The organism is Gallaecimonas xiamenensis 3-C-1, assembly GCF_000299915.1.
GTDB classification, from domain to species: domain Bacteria; phylum Pseudomonadota; class Gammaproteobacteria; order Enterobacterales; family Gallaecimonadaceae; genus Gallaecimonas; species Gallaecimonas xiamenensis.
The window spans coordinates 1-20,764 of the sequence record NZ_AMRI01000018.1; the positions used below are offsets into that span (position 1 = coordinate 1).

General features: G+C 60.7%; 18 protein-coding genes. 3 read left to right on the forward strand and 15 right to left on the reverse strand.

The window, feature by feature from the left end; translation table 11 throughout:
• Window positions 1-150 precede the first annotated feature (150 nt).
• Together sohB and B3C1_RS12745 are read right to left on the reverse strand one after the other, a co-directional pair.
• Window positions 151-1,119: a protease SohB gene (gene sohB / locus B3C1_RS12740; RefSeq protein ID WP_008485287.1), complete on the reverse strand. Its 969-nt coding sequence runs from the start codon at window positions 1,117-1,119 to the stop codon at window positions 151-153.
• A gap of 106 nt (window positions 1,120-1,225) precedes the next feature.
• Window positions 1,226-3,646 (reverse strand): VolA/Pla-1 family phospholipase, encoded by a 2,421-nt coding sequence (locus tag B3C1_RS12745; protein WP_008485288.1) that lies wholly within the window; start codon window positions 3,644-3,646, stop codon window positions 1,226-1,228.
• A 169-nt stretch (window positions 3,647-3,815) separates the two neighbouring features.
• Here B3C1_RS12745 and B3C1_RS12750 point away from each other — a divergent pair, with 169 nt between their 5' ends.
• Entirely contained in the window at window positions 3,816-4,559 is a 744-nt protein-coding gene (locus tag B3C1_RS12750) for a YciK family oxidoreductase (RefSeq protein WP_008485289.1), read from the forward strand.
• Between the two features lie 30 nt (window positions 4,560-4,589).
• Here the strand turns inward: B3C1_RS12750 and B3C1_RS12755 are convergent, their stop codons facing one another.
• Both B3C1_RS12755 and B3C1_RS12760 read right to left on the reverse strand, forming a co-directional pair.
• On the reverse strand, window positions 4,590-5,201 hold the full coding sequence (locus tag B3C1_RS12755; RefSeq protein WP_008485290.1) for a glutathione binding-like protein: 612 nt from the start codon (window positions 5,199-5,201) through the stop codon (window positions 4,590-4,592).
• Window positions 5,202-5,254: 53 nt separating this feature from the next.
• Window positions 5,255-6,247 carry a carbohydrate kinase family protein gene (locus B3C1_RS12760; protein WP_237750995.1) on the reverse strand — a complete coding sequence of 331 codons (993 nt, stop codon included), beginning with the start codon at window positions 6,245-6,247 and terminating at the stop codon, window positions 5,255-5,257.
• A 108-nt stretch (window positions 6,248-6,355) separates the two neighbouring features.
• On the opposite strand from B3C1_RS12760, the gene B3C1_RS12765 reads away from it, so the two are divergent.
• Window positions 6,356-7,498 (forward strand): 3-phenylpropionate MFS transporter, encoded by a 1,143-nt coding sequence (locus B3C1_RS12765; RefSeq protein WP_035482098.1) that lies wholly within the window; start codon window positions 6,356-6,358, stop codon window positions 7,496-7,498.
• 39 nt (window positions 7,499-7,537) lie between these two features.
• Here the strand turns inward: B3C1_RS12765 and tesB are convergent, their stop codons facing one another.
• From tesB to B3C1_RS12780, 3 genes are all read right to left on the reverse strand, one after another.
• Window positions 7,538-8,410: an acyl-CoA thioesterase II gene (gene tesB / locus B3C1_RS12770; RefSeq protein WP_035482100.1), complete on the reverse strand. Its 873-nt coding sequence runs from the start codon at window positions 8,408-8,410 to the stop codon at window positions 7,538-7,540.
• Between the two features lie 9 nt (window positions 8,411-8,419).
• Window positions 8,420-9,064, reverse strand: a complete 645-nt coding sequence (locus B3C1_RS12775) for an MBL fold metallo-hydrolase (RefSeq protein ID WP_008485296.1) — start codon at window positions 9,062-9,064, stop codon at window positions 8,420-8,422.
• Window positions 9,065-9,132: 68 nt separating this feature from the next.
• Complete coding sequence (locus B3C1_RS12780) at window positions 9,133-9,585, reverse strand: hypothetical protein (protein ID WP_008485297.1); 453 nt, start codon at window positions 9,583-9,585, stop codon at window positions 9,133-9,135.
• An 89-nt stretch (window positions 9,586-9,674) separates the two neighbouring features.
• Between B3C1_RS12780 and B3C1_RS19445 the strand changes: the two genes are divergently transcribed.
• Window positions 9,675-10,907: a GGDEF domain-containing protein gene (locus B3C1_RS19445; RefSeq protein WP_083858333.1), complete on the forward strand. Its 1,233-nt coding sequence runs from the start codon at window positions 9,675-9,677 to the stop codon at window positions 10,905-10,907.
• Between the two features lie 61 nt (window positions 10,908-10,968).
• On the opposite strand, the gene sucD is transcribed toward B3C1_RS19445, so the two are convergent.
• The 8 genes from sucD to sdhC all read right to left on the reverse strand — a co-directional run bounded on the left by sucD (window position 10,969) and on the right by sdhC (window position 20,518).
• Window positions 10,969-11,841 (reverse strand): succinate--CoA ligase subunit alpha, encoded by an 873-nt coding sequence (sucD, locus tag B3C1_RS12790; protein ID WP_008485299.1) that lies wholly within the window; start codon window positions 11,839-11,841, stop codon window positions 10,969-10,971.
• Window positions 11,841-13,007 carry an ADP-forming succinate--CoA ligase subunit beta gene (gene sucC, locus B3C1_RS12795; RefSeq protein WP_008485300.1) on the reverse strand — a complete coding sequence of 389 codons (1,167 nt, stop codon included), beginning with the start codon at window positions 13,005-13,007 and terminating at the stop codon, window positions 11,841-11,843. Before sucC ends, sucD begins: the two co-directional genes overlap by 1 nt.
• Before the next feature lie 112 nt (window positions 13,008-13,119).
• Window positions 13,120-14,310 (reverse strand): 2-oxoglutarate dehydrogenase complex dihydrolipoyllysine-residue succinyltransferase, encoded by a 1,191-nt coding sequence (odhB, locus tag B3C1_RS12800; RefSeq protein WP_008485301.1) that lies wholly within the window; start codon window positions 14,308-14,310, stop codon window positions 13,120-13,122.
• Window positions 14,311-14,328: 18 nt separating this feature from the next.
• Complete coding sequence (locus B3C1_RS12805) at window positions 14,329-17,142, reverse strand: 2-oxoglutarate dehydrogenase E1 component (RefSeq protein WP_008485302.1); 2,814 nt, start codon at window positions 17,140-17,142, stop codon at window positions 14,329-14,331.
• Window positions 17,143-17,302: 160 nt separating this feature from the next.
• Entirely contained in the window at window positions 17,303-18,010 is a 708-nt protein-coding gene (locus B3C1_RS12810; RefSeq protein ID WP_008485303.1) for a succinate dehydrogenase iron-sulfur subunit, read from the reverse strand.
• 10 nt (window positions 18,011-18,020) lie between these two features.
• A complete protein-coding gene (gene sdhA / locus B3C1_RS12815; protein ID WP_035482103.1) occupies window positions 18,021-19,742 on the reverse strand; it encodes a succinate dehydrogenase flavoprotein subunit in 1,722 nt (573 codons plus the stop codon).
• Window positions 19,743-19,799: 57 nt separating this feature from the next.
• Window positions 19,800-20,147, reverse strand: a complete 348-nt coding sequence (sdhD, locus tag B3C1_RS12820; protein ID WP_008485307.1) for a succinate dehydrogenase, hydrophobic membrane anchor protein — start codon at window positions 20,145-20,147, stop codon at window positions 19,800-19,802.
• Window positions 20,141-20,518, reverse strand: a complete 378-nt coding sequence (gene sdhC, locus B3C1_RS12825; RefSeq protein ID WP_035482123.1) for a succinate dehydrogenase cytochrome b556 subunit — start codon at window positions 20,516-20,518, stop codon at window positions 20,141-20,143. Before sdhC ends, sdhD begins: the two co-directional genes overlap by 7 nt.
• Window positions 20,519-20,764 lie beyond the last annotated feature (246 nt).

The window sequence follows — 20,764 nt, forward strand, 5'->3', positions numbered from 1 at the left end:
CATGTTGCTGTCGATGCCCGCCAGGGCCTCGTCATAGCTGTGGACTATCTTGTTAAACCCAGACATCACAGGCTCCTTATGAGATTTGGGTCCATGCTAGCCCCAGCCTGACGCCGGGTACCAGCCTACTTTGGTACTAGAGACAAGGCGTTAAATCCCAAGGCGGGTCAGCAGGCAGCGAAAGGCCAGGCCTACCTTTTCACCCAGTTTGCGGCGCAGCTGGAATTTGACCGCCAGGATCTTATGACTGTCGAGTCGCTCGGTCAGGTAGCTGTCGGAGGTACTGATCCCGTCCACCAGGCCTTTTTCCAGGGCGTCGACACCCAGCCACACTTCCCCTGTGGCCACGTCGTCCAGGGCCAAAGCCGGCCGGTAGTGACCCACATGGTTACGAAAATGCCCGTGAATGACATTGAGATCGGCCACGAACTTTTCACGCCCTTCCTCGGAGTTTTCCCCCAACACCGAGAGGGTGCGCTTGAACTTGCCTGCGGTGTGCTGCTCGTAGTCTATATCGTGCTTTTTCAGCACTTTATGAAAGTTAGGGATACCGGCAATAACGCCGATGGACCCCAGCATGGCAAAAGGCGCCGCCAGGATGCGGTCGGCCACACAGGCCATCATGTAGCCGCCGCTGGCCGCCACCTTGTCCACCGCCACCGTCAGGGGCACACCGGCATCCCGGACCCTGGCCAGTTGCGAGGCCGCCAGGCCATAACCATGGACCACGCCGCCGGGAGATTCCAGGCGCAGCAGCACCTGGTCGGTGCTGGAGGCCACCGCCAATACCGCCGTCACTTCCTCACGCAGGGCGTCCACTTCGTGGGCGTCCATGGAGCCGTTAAAGTCCAGCACGAACAGGTTGGGTTTGCCCTGCTCGTCCTTCTGCTTTTTCTCGGCCTTGGCTTTGGCCTTGAGGGCCTTCTTGTCCAACAGCTCGGCTTGCAGCTTGTGGCCGTAGCTTTTCAGGCGCTGGCCCAGATCGGTCACCGTCAGCTCACCTTTTTGGCGCTGCTTGCGCATCGACAGGGCCGAGACCACCACCAGCACCAACACCAGGGCCAGCACCAAAGTCAGGGTCTTGGCCAGGAAAAGACCGTAGTCGCTAAGAAAGTCCAATGTCGCTACTCCATGACGTTAAAGGCTTGAGTGTAAAACAAAACACCCGGCCAGTGGCCGGGTGTTTTTCATTGCCCTAAGGGGTCCCCGAGGGTTCCCTCAAGGCTTATTCGGCGCCGATCAGCACAGAAGCGTTTTGCACCTGGATGCTCAGACCCTGGCTGGCCAGGAAGCTGGCCACCTGGTATTGCATCTCGGTGGTCACGGCAGGGCTGGCAGTGGGGTCCAGCAAGGAGCCGTGGGAACCGGCGTTAAAGCGCGCCACACCGCTGACCTGGGCACCGTCGCTGCTGGTGACAGAAGCGGTGATGGGGGTCAGACCCATGGCGGCGATCAACGGTTCAGTACCGGACAGGGGCGCACCGAAGGCAGCGTTGGAGTTGGGGATCACCTGGTCTCCACTGCCGGCAGTGCCGTCACCCACCACTTCGTGTACCAGCACGGCAGTGTTGCCGGTCAGGGTAGCCCCGTAGGCGATGGGGTCGGCGGAATCGACGATGGTCTGGGCGGCGAACAGAAAGGTGGGCAGGAACTGGGCGTAAACCGCCGCCACCAGTTGCTCGTAGCCGGCATCGCCAGGCTGCAGGTTGTTGGGGTTGGCTGCCGCCAGGGCCGCCTGGAAGGTGGCAGAGGCTTGCAGGCCGGTGGCAACGGTGCTGCTAAAGGTCGGTGAGTAGGCAAAGATACCCGCTACGCCGGCACCCGGTACAGACAGGGCCGCCGTCTTGAAGCTGAAGAAAGCGGAGTAATCGTTGCCGGTGAGCGGGTCTTTGGTTTCGGTGTTACCCACAGCTACCGCCTCGGAACCGACGATAGAGCCCATGGATACACCCACGTAGCTGACATTGGTGCCGTCCAGGGTGGTGCCGCCGCCAAGGTTCTGGGCGGTAATGGCGGCGCGCAGGGACAGCTGGTCGATGACGCTTTCACGCAGGTTGTCGCGCACTGTGCCAAGGCTGGCCAGGTTGGTGTAGATACCCACGTTGTCGCCGGCGTTGAGGTTTGAAGCACCGTCACCGGTCAGATCCAGGCCACGTTTGCCGTGCAGCGGCAGATCGATGGCGATCATCGCCTGGCCATTGAGGGCCAGGGTGCCGGCCATGGCCAGGCCGGTCTCCTTGTAGTTAGTGATGCCGTGACCATAGATGGTGGTGGGCCAGCCGGCAGCGCCTTTGGCAATGGTGCCTTGCATGCCCAGGTTGCTGCGCAAGACATTCACGGTGCTGGGAATAGGCAGGGTCACCAGCACGTCGATGGTCTTGAGAGAGCGGACCTGGGGCACCGGGTTGTACTGGGTGATGAATTGGTACGGGTCAATATCTTCACCGGCGTCATTGGTAAAGCTTGCACCGATCAACAGGGCGTTGTTGGCCAGCGCCGCCTGGGGATCGATACCCTGATTGACCGCCTGCTCGGCAAAGCTCGCCTGGCTCAGGGCGCCGCTTTGCAGGGCCAGCAGCACGGCGGCCGGGCTGTCGCCGGACGCTATCCAGCGGGAAGAGAGCTTGTCGCACTGGGTCAGGTCGCCGGTGGCGATATTACAATCACCGCTGGCAAAATCAGTTGCGGCAGGCTTATCCAGGAAGTACGGCAGGGTCAGGGTGGCGCTATATACCTCAGCGCCGCTGGCCAGCTGGCCGGCAGTAGTGGAGCCATCCAGGCCCAGGGCGTCGGCAGCGGTATAACCGGTGTCGGTCAGGGCAGAAAGCTGGAGCTGGCCAGCTTGCAGGGTCTGCATCAACACCAGTTTGGCGTAGTTGAGGGTGTCGGCAGTGCTCTGGGTGGTAAACAGGCCGGAATAGGTGACGCTGTCCTTGTCCACACCGGCCTCGGCCAGCACGTTCTCATAGGAGTTCACCGCGCCTTGCAGCAGTTTTTGCTGGTCGGTTCCCAGGGGGGCGGTGCTCAGGTCCTGCTTGAGCAGGTTGTAGGTGGAGGACCCCAGCACGGAGCGACCCATGGAGTCGGTTACCATGCTGGTGGTGGCCACCACGTAAGAGGTCTTGGCTTTCAGCGGCTTAAGGGGCACAACGGCGATGGAGTCGCCGGAGACCTGGGCCACGTAGTCGCTGCCGAAGGTCAAGGCGGTAACCAGGTTACAGGCGTTGACGGCAGAATCGGCGGCGCACTCTTCGTCACTGCCACCACCGGCGGTCACTTCCAGCAACACCACGGCGCCCGGCTGCTGCACGGACTCGGCATTGAGGGTCACGCCTTCGGGCAGAGACAAGTCAATGGTGAAGGGGGTACTGACAGACCAGCCGTCCAGGCCGGACAGTACGGCATAGGGGTCGTAGGGCGAGCCTTCGTCGGCGACATCCGGAATGTTCAGGGTGCCGTCAGTGGTGCCGGATTTGAGAATGTCGTTCGGGATGGGCAGGACACCATTGCTGGGATCAAAGGCGATCCTTGCGGTGGGGACTGCCGGGTCCGTGTTGTTTTGCTGCTCTTTGTAGTTGTCGCTGCCACCACAGGCACTCAGGCCAAGTGCGGCCAGCACAGCGATACTGATGATTTTCTTATCCATGATTCTCCCCAAAAATGGTTATTTTTATTAAGTTGACCATCGACTGATTACGTTATCGTACTGGTCGGACTTTTTACAAATATTTCCTGAAAAATCTCTCAGTTGCCATGACTTTGGCTTCTAAAGCCGCTGAGGTAGACTGGCCACAGACCGTCAAATGGGATAGCCAATGCTCGATTACCAGCCCCCCCTTTCTCTGCTTGCAGGTCGCGTCATTCTGGTCACCGGCGCCAGCACCGGCATAGGCCGTGAAGCGGCGCTGCACTATGCCCGCCACGGCGCCACCCTTATTCTGCTGGGCCGCAATGTGGCCAAGCTCGAAACCCTCTACGACGAGATAGCAGCAGCCGGCTACCCCCAGGCGGCCATTATCCCCCTGGATATGCTGGGGGCCACCGACCAGCATTACCGGGACATGGCCGCCACCATCGACAACCAGTTTGGGCGCCTGGACGGGGTCTTGATGAATGCCGGTGAGCTGGGGGTGCTGAGTCCCTTTGAGACCATAGACGACAGCACCTGGGACAAGGTGATGAAAATCAACGTCGACGCCACCTTTCGCATGACCAGGGCGCTGCTGCCCCTACTCAAGGCCGCCCCGGACGGGCGCCTTATCTTCACCAGTTCTGGGGTGGGCAAAAAAGGCCGGGCCTACTGGGGCGCCTATGCGGTGTCAAAATTTGCCACCGAAGGCATGATGCAGGTACTGGCCGACGAGCACAGCAAGGGCCCGCTGCGGGTCAACTGCATCAACCCCGGCGGCACCCGCACCTCCATGCGCGCCAAGGCCTTTCCGGGTGAAGACCCACAAACCCTGAAAACCCCGGCCGATCTGATGCCCCTTTATCTGTACCTGATGGGGCCGGACAGCAAGGACGTTAACGGCCAGAGCCTGGACGCCCAGCCCAAATAAAAACAAACCCGGCCATGGCCGGGTTTGTTTTTATTGCAGGCCTTCGCTGGCCATGGCCCGCTGCACCGCCGGCAAGGCCAGCATCCGCGCAAGGTAAGCCGCCACTGCCGGCACCTGTTCCAGGCCCACCTTGGCCTTGGCCCATCTGAGCATGGGAAAGAGATAGAGATCGGCAATGGTCAAACGCCCTTCGGCCAGGAAGTCCTTACCGGCCAGCACGGTTTCCAGTTGCACCAGCAGCTGCTCGACCTTGGCCTTGGCAGCCTCCTGGACAGCCGCCAGGCTGGGGTCGTCGGTCTGTAGGGTGAAACGCTGGGCACCGAAAAGGGGTTTGAAGGCGCCGTGGAAATCGCTGCTGGCAAAGGCCAGCCAAGCCTGAAGCCCGGCCTGCACTTCCAAGGAGGCCGCCTTGCCCAATTGCTGCTCGGGAAAACGGTCAGCTAGGTACTGCATAATGGCCGGGCCCTGAGTCAGTACCTGGCCGGAGTCCAGCACCAGGGCTGGCACGGCCTTGGCTGGGTTTACCTTGGCGAAAGCCTGCGAGCCCAGGTCGGCCTTTTCCAGGCTAAAGGGCACCCCCAGTGTTTCCAACAGGGCATGGATCCCAAGAGAGCAGGCCCCAGGCAGGTAAAAGAGTTTCATGTCACGGCTCCTTGTTTATTAGGCGCCTACAGTGACCCAGGGCATTTTCGTCGTCAATGTGCCGGCCAGGGTGATACGGACAAGGCTCTGTCGTCTTGTTTGAGCTGGGCCTGCAGCTCGGCGAGGCTCAAGAGGCGGTTCTTGGCGCCCTTGAAGGCCAGCACCGACTCGGCGTTGAGCATGCCGGCCCTGACCGCATCCGCCAACTCCTGGCCTCGGGCCAGGGCCGCCACCAGGCCGCTGGCACAGGCGTCCCCTGCCCCTGTGGTCTCCACTATGGCGAGGCCGTCTCTCGGCTTGGCCACCACCTTCACCTGGCCGTCGGTGGCCAACAGGCCCTCGGCGCCGTCGGTAATGGCCAGGGTTTTACCGGGCAGGGCCTGGTAAAGGGCGGCCAGCAGTTGGTCCAGGCTGTGCTGTTGGTGCTCATCCAGCCCCAGCAGCATGGCGCTTTCTTCTTTGTTCAGCACCAGCACCGCCACCGCCGACAAAATGGGCGCCAGCGCCGCCAAGCCCTGACGGGCCAGGTAGCTGGACGGGTTAAAGGCCACCTTGGCCTGGGTCTTGGCCAGCAGAGCCTTCATGGTGTCCAGGCTCTGGCCCAGCATGGCCGAGCAATAGAGCCAGCGGCTAGGGGGCAAGTTGGCCTCGGCCAGGCTGAGGTGGTCGGAGGCGCCCTTGAAGGCCAATATGGTCCTGTCGTCATGGATGGAGTCCAAAATCACCGACAGCCCGGTCTGGCCGCCCCTGGCCCCAACAAAATCCACTCCTTCCTTGGCCAACTCGTCCAGCACCTGCTGGCCCTGGGCGTCGTCCCCTACCTTGCCCAGAAAGGCGGTTTTCAGACCTTGGCGGGCAAAGGCCACGGCGCTATTGGTGCCGCCACCGCCGACGGTGACATTGAGATCCTTGATAAGGATCTTGCCCCCCAGGGGATAGGCGATGAGTTTTTCCAGGGAATGACGGGTCTCAATCTGCACCAGCTCCGAATCGGTGTCGGCAAACAAATCCACCGTGGCCGAGCCCAAGGTCACCATGTCGTACATAATGCGGTCCTCTTTTTTATCGAGCATGGCAGCAACTGGCCGAGGGCGCCTTGACCCGGCGCAAATCAGCAGCCAAGATCGCCCACCCCGCCTTTCCCGGAACTGGTTATGACCCTCAGGCCGTCAATTTGGTTATCGCTGTTTTATGTGCATTTCTTCCTAGGATGGGGTATTTACCTGCCGTTTTGGTCATTGTGGCTTAAGGGCCAGTCACTGACCCCGGCCCTGATCGGTATCATTTTGGGCCTGGCCCAGGGCACCCGCGCCCTGGGGTCGCTCTTTATCACCACCCGCATCAAACGCTCCGAGCAGCTGATGCCGGCCAGCCGCCTGTTGGCCCTGGCCACCCTGCTGACTTTTGCCGGTTTCCTGCTGCCCCAAAGCCTGCCGCTGCTGCTGGGGCTGACCCTGGTCAGCTCCCTGCTCTACTCGCCGCTGATGCCCATTTCCGACGCCATGGCCACCCGCATGGTGGCCCAGACCGGCATGGATTACGGCAAGGTCCGCCTCTGGGGGTCGGTGGCCTTCGTGCTGATGTCCACCGCCATGGGCTATATCACCGGCCTGTGGGGCAGCCAGGCGGTGCTGTGGTGCCTGCTGGCCACCCAGCTGCTGATGTTTGTGGGCACCCTGCCGGCCATGACCGAGCCCCTCACCGACGGCCCCAAGGCCCGCCCTGCCCTGCCCTGGACCCAGCTGCTGAAAGAACCGATGCTGCGCCGCTTCTTGCTGATCATCATGGCCATCCAGGGCAGCCACGCCGCCTACTACGGCTTTTCGGTGATCCATTGGGAGCGGCTTGGCATCAGCGCCGCCACCAGCGGCGCCCTGTGGAGCTGGGGTGTGGTGGTGGAAGTGCTGGTGTTCTTCTTTGCCCGGCGCCTCTTTAACCACCAAAGCGCCGCCACCTTGCTGAGCCTGGCCGCCGGGGCCGTGCTGCTGCGCTGGACCGGTACCGCCTTTGCCACCGAGCTTTGGCAACTGGTGATACTGCAAAGCCTGCACGGCTTTACCTTCTCCCTGGCGCACCTGGGGGCCATCCGCTTTATCAGCAAGGAGCTGCCCAGTCATTACGGGGTGGGCACCCAGGCCCTCTATTCGGCCCTGGCCCTGAGCCTGGCGGTGGCGGCGATGATGCTGGTGACAGGAGCCCTGTTCGATAGCCTGGGGGGCCTGGTGTTCCTGCTGATGGCGGCCCTTGGCCTGCCCGCCTGGTGGCTGGCAAGGGGCCTTAAACCCCTTAGCGAATAAAAAAGGGCGCCCCGGGGCGCCCTTTTTATTGCCACAGCCTTAGCCGTTACGGGGCTTTCGCTGGCGAATAAGGCCTTCTTGGGTGGTGGACGCCACCAGGCGGCCCTGGCGGTCGAAGAACTGGCCGCGCACCAGGCCTCGGCCGGCGCCGGCATTGGCGCTCTTGACCACGTACAGCAGCCAGTCGTCCATGCGAAAATCCCGGTGGAACCACATGGCGTGGTCGATGGACGCCACCTGCAGGCTCGGGTCCATGTAGGAGCGGCCATGGGGCTGCAAGGAGGTGGGCAGGAAGTTGAAGTCCGAGGCGTAGGCCAGCAGGTACTGGTGGATACGCAGATCGTCCGGCATCTGGCCATTGGCCTTCATCCACACGTAGCGTACCGGCTCGGCTACCGTCGGCGCCGTGGGGTCGTGAAAGACCACCGGGCGCATCTCGATGGGCATCTCGGTCAGGAAATTTTCGAGGATCTTCTTGGGCAAGCGTTCGGCCAGGGGTTCGGCCAGCTCGCGCTCGCTTTTCAGCCCCTCCGGGCCCGGCACCGCCGGCATCTCGTCCTGGTGTTCAAAGCCTTCCTCGGCTACCTGGAAGGAGGCGGTCAGGGCGAAGATGGCGCGGCCGTGCTGCACCGCCTTGATGCGGCGGGTGGAGAAGGTGCCGCCGTCGCGCAGGTTTTCCACCAGGTAGACCACCGGGCTCTTGGCGTCGCCCGCTTCCAGGAAATAGGCATGGAGGGAGTGGGCCGTGCGGCCCGGCTCTACCGTGGCCTGGGCGGCGCTCATGGCCTGGCCCAGCACCTGGCCGCCAAACAGGGCCGGAAAGCCCAGATCCTGGCTCTGGCCACGGAAGATGTCCTTTTCTACCGGCTCCAGTTCCAGCAGGGACAGCAATTCATTCAATACAGTCGACATAGGTTGTCCTCAACCGAAGCGGTGATCCGCCACAAAGGGGTTGCTGCGGCGCTCTTCACCCAGGGTAGACATGGGGCCGTGGCCGGGCACGAAACGCACCTGGTCCCCAAGAGGAAAGAGACGGTGACGGATGGCGTCCAGCAGCTGCTGATGGTTGCCCATGGGAAAGTCGGTGCGGCCGATGGAGCCTTTAAAGAGCACGTCCCCCACCTGGGCCCACTGGGCCTTGGGATTAAAGAGCACCACGTGGCCCGGGGTATGGCCGGGGCAATGCAGTACCTCGAAGGTTTCTTCCCCCAGGGTCAGGATATCGCCCTGCTCCAGGTAGCGGTCGGGGCTAAAGGGCACCGGCTCGGGAAAGCCGAACATCCGGGCCTGGTCCTCAAGACGGCTCAGCCAGAAGTCATCGTCCTTGTGAGGGCCGATGACAGGCACCCCAAGGCGATTTTTCAGCTCCCCTGTGGCACCCACATGGTCCAGGTGGCCATGGGTGAGCCAGATGGCGCTGATGGTGACACCCAATTCCTGGGCCTTGGCCAGCAGCTTGTCCGGCTCGCCGCCCGGATCGATAAGGGCCCCCTGCCTGGTCTGGCTGCACCACACCAGGGTGCAGTTCTGGGCGAAGGGGGTGACGGGGATCAGGGTAAAATCCATTGCCTTACTTCACGTTTTCATCAATTGCAGGCCATGGTACCCCGAAGGGGGCGCGCCCTGGCAAGTGGTTATTGCCCGGCCCGGCAGCGCTCCAGCTCAGCCAATACCCGGTCGGCCCGGGCGGCCAGCCAACTGGGCAGCACCACGTCCACGTCCATGCGCTCACGGTCATAAACCCGCCCCGGCCAGGCGTCGCGGCCGGCGTCGGTCAGGCAAAGGCCCACAGAGGGGAAAATATGGTGGTAGACCAGGCCCAGGGTTTCCACCTGCTGCCAGGAAATATGGGCCTTGCTGAACCAGTAATGGAGAGTCAGGCCCTCGGCGTCGGCAGCCAGCCACATGCAGCTGCGGCTAATGGCAGAGGCAAATAGCAGGGCAAGGACGGCGAAGATCCCCAACACCCAGACACCGTAATCTTCCCCCAACTGCCAACGCCAGGCGCCGATGGCCCCCAGCAGAGCGCAAAGGAGTACGGCAAGAAGGATCAGCCCTTTATTGGCGCCTTGGCTATATTGGTTCATAGGTCCTCCGAGAATCTTTGGAGGCACATGATACGACGTCGATAAGCACTTGTCTTACAAGGACGCAAACAAGGCACCAGAGTAGCGGCATGACAGCACACACTAAGGCAGAAGACATGGCCAAAAAACGCCTCGGCGCCATGCTGGCTCCTTTCAGTCTTACCTTCAAGGGAGAGCAGGCCGATTGGGAAGCGCCGTTTCGTCGAGCTTATTTTAAAAGCACCCTGGGCCAAGCCCGGGTCGCCATAGGTTTTGGGATCCTCTACTTCTCTTTGTTTGCCATCCTCGACCTGTTGGTGATCCCCAACCGGTTGCTGGAAGCCTGGCTGTGCCGCTTCGGGGTCTTCCTGCCGGCCGGCCTGGTGGTGCTGGCCCTGTCCTACCACAAGAGCTTTATGCACTACTTCCAGGCGTCACTGGCCTTCTTGGTGATACTGGGGGGGCTTGGGGTCATCTATCTGACCACCCTGACCACGGCTCAGGACGCCTACCTCTATTATGCGGGGCTGATCCTCGCCTTCATGTTCGGCTACGGTTTTGCCCGGCTGCGCTTCGTGGTGGCTACTTGCTGCGGCTGGCTGTTGGTGCTGGCCTTTTTGGTGGTGGAGCTGGGGGTCAACCACCCCAGCCTCAAAGGCCTGGTGGCCAACCAGTTCTTCTTCGTGGGGGCCAACATCGTCGGCATGATGATCTGCTACCACCAGGAAAAAGCCGCCCGTCTGGCCTTTTTGCTGCAAAACCAACTGTCTGACCAGAATGCCTTGCTGCTGAGCCACAACGAGAACCTGGCCAAACTGAGCAACCTCGACGGCCTGACCAAGGTGGCCAACCGCCGCCACTTCGACCACTTCATGTTCCAAAGCTGGCGCCAGTGCCAGGCCGGCCACCAGCCCATCGCCGTGATCATCTGCGACATAGACGTCTTCAAGCAGTACAACGACCATTACGGCCATCTGGCCGGTGACGACTGCCTGGTCAAGGTGGCCAAGGCCCTGGCCAGGACGGTGCGCCGCCAGGGCAGCCTGGTAGCCCGCTACGGCGGTGAGGAATTCGCGGTGGTACTGACCGGGGTCTACATGGAAGAGAGCATGCGCATTGCCGAGCGCATTCGCCAACAGGTGGAGGACTTGGCCCTGCCCCACTGCCTGTCGGCCCAAGGGGTGGTGACCCTGAGCCTGGGGGTGGCGGCAGTCATTCCCGACAACAGCCTCAGCCAGCGGGAATTGTTCCAGTGCGCCGACAGCGCCCTTTACGAGGCCAAGCTGGCCGGGCGCAACCAGGTCAAAGCCGGCAAGCTCTTTACCAGTCAGGTGCGGGCCTAGGCCCTTACGCTGCCATAAAAAAAGCCGCCCTAGGGCGGCTTTTTAGCAAAAACAACCGAGCTTACCAGCCGGTTACTTCGCGCAGGGCTTTGCCGATGTCGGCCAGGGAACGTACGGTTTTGACACCGGCGTCTTCCAGGGCAGCGAACTTCTCGTCGGCAGTACCGGCACCGCCGGAGATGATGGCGCCAGCGTGGCCCATACGTTTGCCCGGAGGAGCAGTTACACCAGCGATGTAGGAAACCACAGGCTTGGTGACGTTGGCCTTGATGTAGGCAGCCGCTTCTTCTTCAGCAGTACCGCCGATCTCGCCGATCATAACGATGGCTTCGGTCTGCGGATCATTCTGGAACAGTTCCAGAATGTCGATGAAGTTGGAGCCAGGGATCGGGTCGCCGCCGATACCTACGCAGGAGGACTGGCCGAAACCTTCGTCAGTGGTCTGCTTGACCGCTTCGTAGGTCAGGGTGCCGGAGCGGGAAACGATGCCCACTTTACCTGCTTTGTGGATGTGGCCAGGCATGATGCCGATCTTGCACTCGTCCGGAGTGATAACGCCGGGGCAGTTCGGGCCGATCATGCGCACACCGGTCTCTTCCAGCTTGACTTTAACGTCCAGCATGTCGAGGGTCGGGATGCCTTCGGTGATGGTCACGATCAGCTGGATACCAGCGTCGATGGCTTCGAGGATGGCGTCTTTACAGAAAGGAGCCGGAACGTAGATCACGGTAGCGGTAGCGCCAGTGGCTTCTACGGCTTCGCGAACGGTGTTGAACACCGGCAGGCCCAGGTGGGTGGTGCCACCTTTACCCGGGGACACGCCGCCAACCATCTGAGTGCCGTAGGCGATGGCTTGTTCGGAGTGGAAAGTACCTTGACCGCCGGTGAAACCCTGGCAGATCACTTTGGTGTCTTTATTAATCAGGACGCTCATTATTTACCCTCCGCAGCTTTAACAACCTGCTGGGCAGCGTCAGTCAGGCTGGTGGCGGCAATGATGTTCAGACCGCTTTCGGCCAGTTTCTTGGCACCGAGTTCAGCGTTGTTACCTTCGAGGCGAACCACGACAGGTACCTTAACGCCCACTTCTTCAACGGCACCGATGATACCTTCGGCGATCATGTCGCAGCGAACGATACCACCGAAGATGTTGACCAGAACGGCCTTAACGGCGTCGTCAGACAGGATGATTTTGAAGGCTTCGGATACGCGCTCTTTGGTGGCGCCGCCGCCTACATCCAGGAAGTTGGCAGGTTGGCCGCCGTGCAGCTTGACGATGTCCATGGTACCCATGGCCAGGCCAGCGCCGTTAACCATACAGCCGATGTTGCCTTCCAGGGCTACGTAGTTCAGTTCCCACTGAGCAGCACGGGCTTCACGGGCGTCTTCTTGAGACGGATCGTGCATTTCGCGCAGCTTGGGCTGACGGTACATGGCGTTGGAATCGATGTTGATCTTGGCGTCCAGGCAGTGCAGGTTGCCCTTGTCGGTGATGACCAGCGGGTTGATTTCCAGCAGGGCCAGATCGTAATCGGTGAACAGCTGGCCCAGACCCATGTAGATCTTGACGAACTGTTTGATTTGGTCGCCTTCGAGGCCCAGCTTGAATGCCAGCTCACGGCCTTGGTAAGGCTGCGGGCCGACCAGCGGGTCGAGGGCCATCTTGAAGATCTTCTCAGGAGTTTCGTGAGCAACGGTCTCGATGTCCACGCCACCTTCGGTGGAAGCCATGAACACAACGCGACGGCTGGCGCGGTCCAGAACGGCACCCAGGTACAGTTCTTTGGCGATGTCGGTGCAGGACTCAACCAGGATCTTGTTGATCGGCTGACCTTTCTCGTCGGTCTGGTAGGTCACCAGGTTCTTGCCCAGCCAGTGCTCGGCGAACTCGCGGACTTTCTCTTTAGAGTCGACGACTTTCACACCGCCCGCTTTACCGCGGCCACCAGCGTGAACCTGACATTTAACAACCCACTGGTTACCACCGATGGAGGAGGCGGCTTCTACAGCGGCCTGAGGATTGTCAACCGCGACACCTTCGGATACGGGCAGACCGTACTCGGCGAGCAGTTGCTTAGCCTGATACTCGTGCAAGTTCATTATGCTCAGTCTCTTTGCGTGTTTGTGGCAGCTAGGGGCTACCATCCCAAAAAGGGCCAAGGGCCCTTTCGTCCAGATTTAGGGGGGCCTTGGCCCCCCTTTGCCTGAAAGCTTAAACGTCCAGCAGAAGACGCGTCGGATCTTCCAGCATGTCCTTGATGGTGACCAGGAAGCCTACGGACTCACGGCCATCGACGATGCGGTGGTCGTAAGACAGGGCCAGGTACATCATCGGCAGGATCTCTACCTGACCGTTCACCGCCATGGGGCGATCCTTGATGGCGTGCATGCCAAGGATAGCGCTTTGGGGCGGGTTGATGATGGGGGTGGACATCAGGGAACCGAACACACCGCCGTTGGTGATGGTGAAGTTACCACCGGTCATGTCTTCGATGGACAGCTTGCCGTCACGGGCCTTGATGGCCAGGTCACGGATCGCTTTTTCGATGTCAGCCAGACCCATCTGGTCGGCATTGCGCAGCACGGGGGTAACCAGGCCTTTGGGGGTGGAAACCGCGATGCTGACGTCGAAGTAGTTGTGGTAAACGATATCGTCGCCGTCGATGGAGGCGTTGACATCGGGGTAGCGCTTCAGTGCTTCGACTACGGCCTTCACGTAGAAGGACATGAAGCCCAGCTTGATGCCGTGCTTCTTCTCGAAGATCTCTTGATACTGCTTACGCAGGCTCATGATCGGCTTCATGTTGACTTCGTTGAAGGTGGTCAGCATGGCCGTGTTGTTTTTGGCGTCCAGCAGGCGCTTGGCAATGGTCTTGCGCAGGCGGGTCATGGGCACACGCTTCTCGGAGCGGTCAGCCATGGCCGGGGCCGGGGCAGCGGCAGGAGCAGCCTTGGCAGCACCGTTCTTGATGTAGTTGTCTACATCTTCCTTGGTGATGCGGCCACCAACGCCAGTGCCTTTGATCCCGTCGGGGCTCAGGCCTTTTTCGGCCAGGGCGCGGCGTACGGAGGGGCTCAGGGCGTCGTTGGACTCGTCGCTGGCGGCAGCAGGAGCGGCGGCTTCAGCCTTGGGGGCGGCAGCGGCCGGGGCGGCAGCAGGGGCAGCGCCGGCTTTGAGGATGGCGATCACTTGCTCGGCGGTGACGGTAGCACCCTCTTCGAACAGGATCTCACCCAGCACGCCGTCTTCAGGGGCCGGTACTTCCAGAACGACTTTGTCGGTCTCGATGTCAACCAGGTTCTCGTCACGAGATACCGCTTCACCGGGCTTCTTGTGCCAGGTGGCGATAGTGGCGTCCGCCACAGATTCCGGCAGGACGGGTACCTTGATTTCGATGCTCATTCTATTGTTCCTTTTGCCTTAATCTTTTACTTCGAGGTTGAGCGCATCGGCGACCAGCGCCTGTTGCTGCTGGGCGTGCACAGAGGCATAGCCCACGGCCGGAGCGGCAGACGCCTTGCGGCCGGCATAACCCAGCTTGGCAGCCGCCGGCAGGGCCTCGCGGATGTCGTGCTGGATGAAATACCAGGCACCCTGGTTTTTGGGCTCTTCCTGACACCAGGCGAATTCAGTGACGTGGCTGTACTGAGCCAGCACTTTTTGCACTTCGTCGGCCGGGAAGGGATAGAGCTGTTCGACACGGACAATGGCGATGTCCGAAATCTCGTTCTTGCGGCGGGCGTCAAGCAGATCGTAATAGACCTTGCCGGCGCAGAACACCACTTTCTTGACCTTCTTCGGATCCAGGCTGTCCACTTCGCCGATCACGTTCTGGAAGCTCTCGGCTGCCAGTTCGTCCAGGCTGCTGACGGCCAGCGGGTGGCGCAGCAGGGACTTGGGCGACATGACGATCAGCGGGCGGCGTACCGGGCGTACCACCTGGCGGCGCAGCATATGGAATACCTGGGCCGGGGTGGAGGGGACGCAGACCTGCATGTTGTCGTCGGCGCACAGCTGCAGGAAACGCTCCAGACGGGCGCTGGAGTGCTCAGGGCCCTGGCCTTCGTAGCCGTGGGGCAGCAGCATGGTCAGGCCACAGAGGCGGCCCCATTTCTGCTCGCCAGAGCTCAGGAACTGGTCGATCACCACCTGGGCGCCGTTGACGAAGTCACCGAACTGGGCTTCCCAGATGAACAGGCCGTTAGGCTCGGCAGAGCTGTAGCCGTATTCGAAAGCCAGTACCGCTTCTTCGGACAGTACGGAGTCGTAGATGTCCAGGGTGCCCTGCTCTTCCTTAAGGTGCTTAAGGGGCAGGTACTCGTTGCCGGTGGTCTGGTCATGGACCACGGCGTGGCGGTGGAAGAAGGTGCCACGGCCCACGTCTTGCCCTGTGATGCGGACATGGTAGCCCTCATCCAGCAGGGTGGCGTAAGCCAGGGTCTCGCCCATACCCCAATCCAGGGCCTTCTCACCCTTGGACATGGTCAGGCGATCTTCGTAGATCTTACCAACCTGGCGCTGCAGCTTGACCTCGGCCGGCATGGTGGCCAGGGTGGTGCCCAGCTGGGCCAGCTTGTCGGTGCTGATGCCGGACTTGTACTGGGCATCGAACTGCTTGTTGAGGTAAGGGGTCCAGTCGGAGCTGTGCTCGCTCATGGGACGCCATTCCTCTACCACGCACTCGCCTTTGTCCAGCTGGTCACGGTAGTTGTCAGACAGGGCCTTGGCCTGCTCGGCATTGACGCTGCCTTCAGCGGCCAGGCGCTCGGCGTAGATAGCGCGCGGGGTCGGGTGGCTCTTGATCTTCTGGTACATCAAGGGCTGGGTGGCATTGGGCTCGTCGGCCTCGTTGTGGCCGTGGCGGCGGTAGCACACCAGGTCGATAACCACGTCACGCTTGAAGGTGTTGCGATAATCCACAGCCAGCTGGGACACGAACACCACCGCTTCCGGATCGTCACCGTTCACGTGGAAAATAGGCGCCTGCACCATCTTGGCGATGTCGGTACAGTACTGGGTGGAACGGGTGTCTTCCTGCTTGGAGGTGGTGAAACCAACCTGGTTGTTCACCACGATGCGGATGGTGCCGCCCACGCCGTAGGCACGGGTCTGAGACATGTTGAAGGTCTCGGCTACCACACCTTGGCCGGCGATGGCGGAGTCGCCATGGACGGTGATGGGCAGGACTTTGGAACCGTCTTGGTCGCCACGGCGGTCCATACGGGCACGGACAGAGCCCATGACCACAGGGTTGACGATTTCCAGGTGGGACGGGTTGAAGGCCAGTGCCAGGTGCACATTGCCGCCCGGGGTGGCGAAGTCGGAGCTGAAGCCCATGTGGTACTTCACGTCACCGCTACCCAGGGTGTCCTTGTGTTTACCGGCGAACTCGTCAAACAGGTCTTGGGGCTTTTTACCCAGGACGTTGACCAGCATGTTCAGGCGGCCACGGTGGGCCATACCGATAACGGACTCTTTAACGCCCTGCTCGCCGGCGCGGCGGATCATTTCCTTGACCATGGGGATCAAGGCATCGCCACCTTCCAGGGAGAAGCGCTTGGCACCGGGGAACTTGGCACCCAGGTACTTTTCCAGGCCTTCTGCCGCCGTCAGGCTATTGAGAATGCGGGTTTTGTCTTCGGTGCTGAAAGACCCCTTGCCGGCAACAGCCTCAACGCGGGACTGGATCCAGCGCTTCTCTTCGGTGTTGACGATATGCATGTACTCGGCGCCGATGGAGCCGCAGTAGGTCTTTTTCAGCAGGTCTGCCAGCGCGCCCAGCTTCATGGTCTCATCTTTGACCGCCAGGGAGCCGACATGGAAAGTCTTGTCGTTGTCGGAGCTGTCCAGGCTGTGGAAAGCCGGGTCCAGCTCAGCAACACGCTCTTGCTGCCACAGGCCCAGAGGGTCGAGGTTGGCGTGCTGGTGACCACGGAAACGATAGGCGTTGATGAGTTGCAGGACTTTGACCTGCTTGGCGTCGACGCCATCACCGGCAACGGTGACGCGGCGGGGTTGAGAAGCCATGACCCGGAATTGTTCGCGGATCTGACTGAAATTGGCTTCGGGGGAGCCGTCCTTGACCTTGGGGAGCTTGTCGAATTCGACTTTCCACTCGGCGGGTACCGAACCCGGGTCTTCCAGGTAGCTCTCGTAGAGCTCCTCGATGTAGCTGGCGTTGCCGCCCGCAAAGGGGGACGATTCCAGCCACGCCTGCATTGTGCCTTCGTGCATAGTGATCCCTTGAACCTCGCGTGATCGCAGTTGGGATTGGCCTGTTTTAAACGGCTGCTGTTTACACAGCCACGATTTTCAAAAAAATAGCCACCCCTCGGCAGAGGCGTGGCTATTTAGTTAGCGCTTGGTCCCCATTTTACTCTGAGGACGCAAGAGACTAAACAGCCCGCTTAAGCAGCATGGACTTAATGTGACCGATAGCCTTGGTAGGATTCAAACCTTTGGGGCATACGTTCACACAGTTCATGATGCCGTGGCAGCGGAAAACGCTGAACGGGTCTTCCAGATCGGCCAGACGTTCTTCGGTAGCGGTATCGCGGCTGTCAGCCAGCCAGCGGTAGGCAGCCAGCAAGCCGGCAGGACCGATGAACTTGTCCGGGTTCCACCAGAAGGACGGGCAGGACGTGGAGCAGCAGGCGCAGAGAATACACTCGTACATGCCGTCCAGCTTGGCGCGCTCTTCGGGGCTCTGGAGGAATTCGCGAGCAGGGGGCTGCTTGCTGTCGTTCAGCAGGAAGGGCTTAACCTTTTCCCACTGGGTGTAGAACTGGCCCATGTCCACGACCAGGTCGCGGATAACGGGCAGGCCGGGCAGCGGACGCACGACCACCTTGTTGCCAAGGGCAGACAGGGGGGTGATACAGGCCAGGCCGTTCTTGCCGTTCATGTTCATGCCGTCGGAGCCACAGACCCCTTCGCGGCAGGAGCGGCGCAGGGACAGGGTCGGATCCTGCTCTTTGAGCTTGATCAGGGCATCCAGCACCATCATGTCGGAGCCTTCTTGCACTTCAAGCTCGTAGTCTTGCATGCGCGGCTTGGTGTCGACGTCCGGGTTGTACCGGTAGACAGAAAACTTGACTTTCATCCCGTACTCCTTAGTAAGTCCGCGCCTTGGGCTTGAACTTCTCCAGTTCTTCGTCGGTCAGCATGGTCGGCGCGCGGTTAACGTCGCGCTTGCTGATACCGCCAGTGATCGGGTCAAACAGGCTGTGGCACAGCCACTGCGTGTCGTCACGTTCCGGGAAGTCAAAGCGGGTGTGGGCGCCACGGGATTCGGTACGGAAGTTGGCCGCTACGGCAGTGGCGTAGGCGGTTTCCACCAGGTTGTCCAGCTCCAGACACTCGATGCGCTGGGTGTTGAACTCCTTGGAGGTGTCGTCCAGGCGGGCGTTCTTGACGCGCTCACGGATGACTTTAAGCTCTTCCAGACCTTCCGCCATGGCGTCGCCTTCGCGGAATACCGAGAAGTTACGTTGCATGCAGTTCTGCAGATCTTTTTTGATCTGAACAGGGTCTTCACCGGTCTGGTTGTTTTCCCAGCGGTTGAGACGCTCAAGGGCTTTCTCGATGTCGGCGTCGGTGACGCTGGGCTCCGGAATTTCTTCCAGGGCTTTGCCCAGGTGCATACCGGCAGCGCGGCCGAAGACCACCAGGTCCAGCAGGGAGTTACCGCCCAGGCGGTTGGCGCCGTGTACGGATACACAGGCGATTTCGCCTACGGCGAACAGGCCAACAACGGGTACGTCCTGACCGTCCACCTGTTTCAGGGCTTGGCCATGAACGTTGGTGGGGATACCGCCCATCATGTAGTGACAGGTGGGGATAACCGGAATGGGTTCTTTGGAAGTGTCCACGTGGGCGAAGGTCTTGGCCAGTTCGCCAACGCCGGGCAGGCGCTCGTCCAGCACTTCCTTACCCAGGTGATCCAGCTTGAGCTTGAGGTGCGGACCGTACTGGGGGTGGTCACAGCCACGGCCTTCACGGATCTCGATCATCATGGAACGGGCCACAACGTCGCGGGACGCCAGGTCTTTGGCGTTAGGGGCGTAACGCTCCATGAAGCGCTCACCGTCCTTGTTCAGGAGGTAACCGCCTTCACCACGGCAGCCTTCGGTCACCAGCACGCCGGCGCCGGCGATGCCGGTGGGGTGGAACTGCCACATTTCCATGTCCTGCAGGGGCACGCCGGCACGGGCGGCCATGCCAACGCCGTCACCGGTGTTGATGTGGGCATTGGTGGTGGACTGGAAGATACGGCCGGCGCCGCCGGTGGCGAGCACCACGGCTTTGGACTTGAAGAACACCACTTCACCGGTTTCGATGTCGATGGCGGTACAGCCAACCACGTGGCCTTCTTCGTTCTTCACCAGATCCAGGGCGTACCACTCGGAGAACACCTTGGTTTTGTTCTTCACGTTCTGCTGGTACAGGGTATGCAGCAGGGCGTGGCCGGTACGGTCAGCGGCAGCGGCGGTACGGGCACCTTGCTCGCCACCGAAGTTCTTGGACTGGCCGCCGAAGGGGCGCTGGTAAATCTTGCCGTTATCCAGACGGGAGAACGGCAGACCCATGTGCTCAAGCTCGAGGATGGCTTCAGGGCCGGTGTTACACATATATTCGATAGCGTCCTGGTCACCGATATAGTCGGAGCCCTTGACGGTGTCGTACATGTGCCATTTCCAGTTGTCGTCGTGGGTGTTACCCAGGGCAACAGTGATACCGCCTTGGGCGGACACGGTATGGGAACGGGTCGGGAAGACCTTGGAGAGCAGTGCGCAGGACTTGCCCTCTTTGGAGATCTGCAGTGCCGCACGCATGCCGGCGCCGCCAGCACCTACCACGACAGCATCAAATTCATAAGTTGCAATAGTCACTTACACACCCCACAGAATGGCGAAACCGCTGATCACATAGGCCAGCACGGCTACGTTCACGAGGAACTGCAGCACGATGCGCAGGCCAGTCGGTTTGACATAGTCAGTCAGGACCTGCCACAGACCAATCCAGGCGTGCACCATCAGGCTGATCAGGGTCAGGAGGGTGAAGACCTTCACGCCCAGGTTGCCGAAGAACGCCTTCCAGGCATCGAAGGTCAGGTCGGGGGTGATGACAAGGAAGCCCACCAGGAAGATCACATAAAGTGTCATCACGATGGCGGAGGCGCGTACCAGAACATAGTCGTGGACGCCGGTACGGCCGAAGGTGCCGGTGTTAGTTACCATAGCCACACTCCTGCAAGTACGGAAAGGATCAGGGTAATGACAAAGGCGACGGCGGCGGAGGCCTTACCGGAGGGAAGTTCTTCCCAGTAACCCATGTCCATGATCAGGTGACGAATACCACCAACCAAGTGATACGCCAGTGCGGTCAGGATCCCCCACAGGATGAACTTGGCGAAACCGCCAGTCATCATGGCCTTGACGGACGCAAAGCCGGCTTCAGACGACAGGGACTGTGCCAGCATCCACAGCAGGATGGCTACGGCAAAGAACATGATGACGCCGGAAACGCGATGGAGGATGGACGCAATAGCGGTGATTGGAAAGCTGATAGTCGTCAATTGTAAATTGACAGGTCTTTGCTTTTTCACGATGTCTGCCCACTCGGCCCTTAAGAGCCTTTGTTGTTGTATCACCAGCTAAACCGGATGGAGGTGCCCTGGGCTTCGCTGGTCACATTCTAAGAGGAATTAAGAATGTAAAACTGGGTGACTGTAGGAAGTCAGACAGCATCGGCAAAGCCGGCAAGGCCAACCCGGGGCCAAGTATAATGATGCAACCAGCCAATTTCAACGACTTGAACCCGGTCACATTTTGGCGCCGGTTTCGCGCGAAAGTCC